Annotated in this window: 1 pseudogene; it reads left to right on the forward strand. The window is 66.8% G+C overall.

Annotated features, from left to right (window positions below):
- A pseudogene (locus tag GHO41_RS29615) lies at nucleotides 1-343 on the forward strand (MFS transporter); the annotation flags it as partial.

Below are 343 nucleotides of genomic sequence, written 5' to 3' on the forward strand. Positions count from 1 at the left end.
GTGGGCGCGGCGGGCGCCGCGGTGGGCCCGCTGATCGGTGGCGCGCTGCTTGAGCACTTCTGGTGGGGGTCGGTGTTTTTGATCAACGTCCCGATCATGGCGGTGGTGATCCCGGTGGTGTTTGTGCTGTTGCCACGCGTCGAGCACACCACGCCCGGTAAATGGGCCGTCGGCCAGGCGCTGGTGCTCATCGCCGGGATCATCGGCGTGGTTTATGGCATCAAGGCCAGTATCGGCGCCACGCAATCGCTGCTGTTCGCCATGCTGGTGATGGCGGCCGGGCTTGCGCTGCTGGTGCTGTTCGCTCGCCAGCAACTGCGCTCTGCCACGCCGATGCTGGACC

Origin of the sequence: Pseudomonas sp. FSL R10-0399 (genome assembly GCF_009600165.1) — a bacterium.
GTDB lineage: Bacteria > Pseudomonadota > Gammaproteobacteria > Pseudomonadales > Pseudomonadaceae > Aquipseudomonas > Aquipseudomonas helleri.